Below are 3838 nucleotides of genomic sequence, written 5' to 3'. Positions count from 1 at the left end.
GCCTACAGTGCGCTGCAGCCGACGCGCTCCGCGCCGGCGCCGCAAGACACAAGGACACCGCATGAACATCGCCCGCAACACATTGAGCGTGATGGCGCTGAGCGCCCTCTTCGCCCTGGCCGCCTGCCAGCCCGCCGAGGGCCCGGCCGAGCGCGCCGGCAAGCAACTGGACAACGCAGCCGAGAAGGTGGGCGACCAGGTCGAGCGCGCTGGCGACAAGATCGAAGACACCGCCGATGACGTGAAAAAGAAGGCCAGCCGCTGATCGGCCACGCGCGCCCTCTGCCGCGTCGCGATGGGGCTGGCCTAAACTGGCTTCATGCCTGCCCCGTTTTCCGTCGAAGTGCCGACCGCGCTGGAGTACTTTGCCGCACTGGTGGCCGATGACGGCAGCCTGTCTCTCACCGAAGCGGCCGTCTCGCTCGCGCTCGACGAGCACCCGGTGCTCGACACCCAATCGGTGCTGGCCGAAATCGACGCGCTCGCCCGCACGCTCGAGCGCCGCATTCCGCGCGACGCCGTGCCGGTGCAGCAGTTGCGCCTGCTCAATCGCTATTTCTTCCACGACCTCGGCTTCGCCGGCAACATCAACGACTACTACGCCAGCGACAACAGCTACCTGCACGAGGTGCTGCGCACGCGGCGAGGCATTCCGATTTCGCTGGCGGTCATCTACATCGAACTGGCTTCGCAGATCGGCCTGAACGCACGCGGCGTCGCCTTTCCCGGGCACTTCCTGGTCAAGGTCAAGATGCCACAGGGCGAGGTGGTGATCGATCCCTTCACCGGCCAGTCGCTCTCCCGCGACGAGCTCGACGAGCGGCTCGCGCCCTACAAGCGCCGCCAGGGACTGCTCGGCGAGTTCGACATGCCGCTGGGCCTCTTCCTGCAGTCGGCCACGCCGCGCGAGGTGCTGGCGCGCATGTTGCGCAATCTGAAGGAAATTCACCGCAGCGCCGAAGACTGGCCTCGCCTGCTGGCCGTGCAGCAGCGCTTGGTGGTGCTGCTGCCGCGCGAATGGGACGAGCGCCGCGACCGCGGTCTGGCGCAGGCCGAGCTGGGTGTGTACGACGCTGCGGCCGACGATCTCGACTCTTACGTCACGCACAGCCCTCAGGCCAAGGACCGCCGGGCGATCGCCGAGCGCGCCGCCGAACTGCGGGCGCAAGGCAGGCCGTCGCTGCACTGAGCCGCCGCAGGCCGGCGCGCGGCGGCGGCCTCGGGCTGACTGCCTCCCGCCCGAAATCCACGGCTGGAGCCTGGGCGTCCGCCGATAAAATGCCGCACCCGCGGCGCCTTACCTGCCCTCCAATTGCGTCCCCCGCAGGCGGACAGCTTCGCTCTCCGAGCCACCCACGCATGACCCTCACCCCCGCACAAATCCATGGCCTCGGCTGGTTGGCCATCGGCGCATTGACGGCGCTGGCGCTTTGGCTGCTGGGCCCGGTCCTGTCCCCGTTCGTGGTCGCGCTGGTGCTCGGCTACGCGCTGCACCCCGTCGTGGACCGGCTGGCGCGCGGCGGCGTACCGCGCGCACTGGCCGCGCTGATCGTCGAGGTGCTGGCGCTGGCCACCGTGCTCGCGGTGCTGCTGCTGATCGTGCCGATCCTGGTGCGCGAGTTGCCGGCCCTGCGCGACCAGATCCCGGTGCTGCTCACGCGCCTGGACGACTGGCTGACGCCACTGCTGGCGCGCTTCGGGATCGACATCGATCTCGACGTCGCCAGCGTCCGCACCTTCGTGCTCACCAACCTCAGCGACAACACCGAGGGCTGGGTCAACACCGTCATGAGTTCGCTGCGAATCGGCGGTAGCTTCGTGCTCGGCTTCGTGGGCACGGCGATCCTGTTGCCGGTGGTGCTGTTCTACGTGCTGATGGACTGGCACGGCATCGTCAAACGTGCCAGCAGCCTCGTGCCGCCCCGCTTTCGCGCCAACGTCGACGGCTTCATGGCCGAATGCGACCACATGCTCGGCCAGTATCTGCGCGGCCAGTTGCTCGTGATGGGCATCCTGGCGGTGTTCTACAGCGCCGGTCTGGCGCTGTTCGGCTTCGACCTGGCCGTGCCAGTGGGCGTGTTCACGGGCCTCGCGGTGTTCATTCCCTACATCGGCTTCGGGCTGGGCTGCGTGCTGGCGCTGCTGGCCGGTTTGCTGGAGTTCGGCGGGCTGTATGGCATCGTGGCGGTCGCCATCGTCTACGGCATCGGTCAGGTGGTCGAGAGTTTCTACCTCACGCCGCGGCTGGTGGGCGAGCGCATCGGGCTGCACCCGATCATGGTGATCTTTGCGCTCCTCGCCTTCGGCCAGTTGTTCGGCTTCATCGGGGTGCTGGTGGCGCTGCCCGTGAGCGCGGTGGGCGCCGTGGCGGTGCACCGCGTCCGGCGCTTGTACCTGAGCAGCCCGCTCTATCAGGGACCGACCCCCGTCGAGCCCGGCGCATGAAACAGTTGCCCCTGGGCCTGCGCCCCGGCCCGCAACAGAGCTTCGGCAACTTCGCCGTCGGCGCGAACGACGCTGCCTTGGGTGCATTGCGCGGCACGACCGCCGGCGCGGCACCGATCTACCTGTGGGGCAGTGCAGGCGCCGGCAAGACCCACCTGCTGCGCGCGCTCGCTCGCGAAGCCGCAGCGCAGGGCCGGTCGGCCGGCGCCTTCGATCAGTCGACCCCCCTGCCCTGGGTCTGCGACGAGGACACGCGCCTGATCCTGCTCGACGATTGCGAAGCCTTCGACGCGGCCCAGCAGCATGCCGCCTTCGCGCTCTTCGTCGAGGCGCAGGCTTTGGGCGCGTCGGTGGTGGCGGCCGGCCGGCTGCCGCCGGTGGACCTGCCTGTGCGCGAGGACCTGCGCACGCGGCTGGGTTGGGGCCTGGTGTTCCACCTTCAGCCGCTGGATGAAACCCGAGCGCGCGACGCGCTCAAGCGCGAAGCAGGGCGGCGCGGCATCGTGCTCACCGAGGAGGTCGTCGCCTACCTGCTGACCCGCTTCGCGCGCGATCTCGGCTCGCTGATGCGGCTGCTCGATGCGCTCGACGAGTTTGCGCTGGTCCACCAGCGCGCGGTGACGGTGCCGCTCGTGCGACAGATGCTCGCCGAGCGCGACGAGCAACAGCGCCAGGGCGCGAACGCATGAACCTCGCCCTGTTCGACCTCGACCACACCCTGCTGCCGCTCGACTCGGACCACGCCTGGGGCGAGTTCGTCGTCACCCTGGGCTGGGCCGACGCCGGCACCCACCGCCTGGCCAACGACGCCTTCTACGCCGCCTACCAGGACGGCACGCTCGACATCGCCGAGTACGTCGAGTTCGCCACCCGCCCCTGGCGCGAGCGGCCTTTCGCCGAGCAGGCCGCCGCGCACGCGCGTTTCATGCGCGAGGTCATCGCGCCGGCCCTGCGCCCAGAGGCCATGGCGCTCGTGCGCGAGCACCGCGAGCGCGGCGACGTGCTGGCCATCGTCACTGCCACCAACGAATTCGTGACGCGGCCGATCGCCGCGGCCTTCGAGGTCGAGACGCTGATCGCGGTGGAACTGGAGCGCGATGCCGCGGGTGCCGTGACCGGCCGCATCCGGGGCGTGCCCTCGTTTCGCGAGGGCAAGACCGCGAGAGTCGAGCAATGGCTCGCGCAGAGCGGCCGGCGTGTGCAAGACTTCGAGCGCGTGAGCTTCTACAGCGACTCGACCAACGACCTGCCACTGCTCGATCTCGCTACGCACCCGGTGGCGACCAATCCGTCACCCGCCCTCGAGGCCATCGCGCGCGAGCGCGGCTGGCCTCTCCTGAACCTGTTCCCATGATCAAGCGATTCATCAACAAGCTGTTCGGCAAGAGCGAGG

General features: G+C 69.3%; 5 protein-coding genes. All 5 read left to right on the top strand.

What is annotated here, in order from left to right; all coding sequences use genetic code 11:
* The first annotated feature begins 61 nt into the window (after nt 1–61).
* The gene (locus H0W38_RS18540) at nt 62–265 is read left to right on the top strand and encodes a hypothetical protein (RefSeq protein WP_292456860.1); all 204 of its coding nucleotides are present in this window, start codon (nt 62–64) and stop codon (nt 263–265) included.
* A gap of 54 nt (nt 266–319) precedes the next feature.
* A complete protein-coding gene (locus H0W38_RS18535; RefSeq protein ID WP_292456857.1) occupies nt 320–1189 on the top strand; it encodes a tetratricopeptide repeat protein in 870 nt (289 codons plus the stop codon).
* Nucleotides 1190–1359: 170 nt separating this feature from the next.
* A complete protein-coding gene (locus tag H0W38_RS18530; RefSeq protein WP_292456855.1) occupies nt 1360–2445 on the top strand; it encodes an AI-2E family transporter in 1086 nt (361 codons plus the stop codon).
* Nucleotides 2442–3134, top strand: coding sequence for a DnaA regulatory inactivator Hda (gene hda / locus H0W38_RS18525; RefSeq protein ID WP_292456852.1), 693 nt, complete (start codon nt 2442–2444; stop codon nt 3132–3134). The genes H0W38_RS18530 and hda overlap by 4 nt, the downstream gene beginning before the upstream one ends.
* Nucleotides 3131–3799 carry an HAD family phosphatase gene (locus tag H0W38_RS18520; protein WP_292456849.1) on the top strand — a complete coding sequence of 223 codons (669 nt, stop codon included), beginning with the start codon at nt 3131–3133 and terminating at the stop codon, nt 3797–3799. Before hda ends, H0W38_RS18520 begins: the two co-directional genes overlap by 4 nt.
* Nucleotides 3800–3838 lie beyond the last annotated feature (39 nt).

Origin of the sequence: Methylibium sp. (genome assembly GCF_013817365.1) — a bacterium.
In the GTDB taxonomy this organism is placed as follows: domain Bacteria; phylum Pseudomonadota; class Gammaproteobacteria; order Burkholderiales; family Burkholderiaceae_C; genus Methylibium.
The sequence above is the reverse complement of the archived record's forward strand: the minus strand, read 5'-3'. Positions and strand labels throughout refer to the sequence as shown.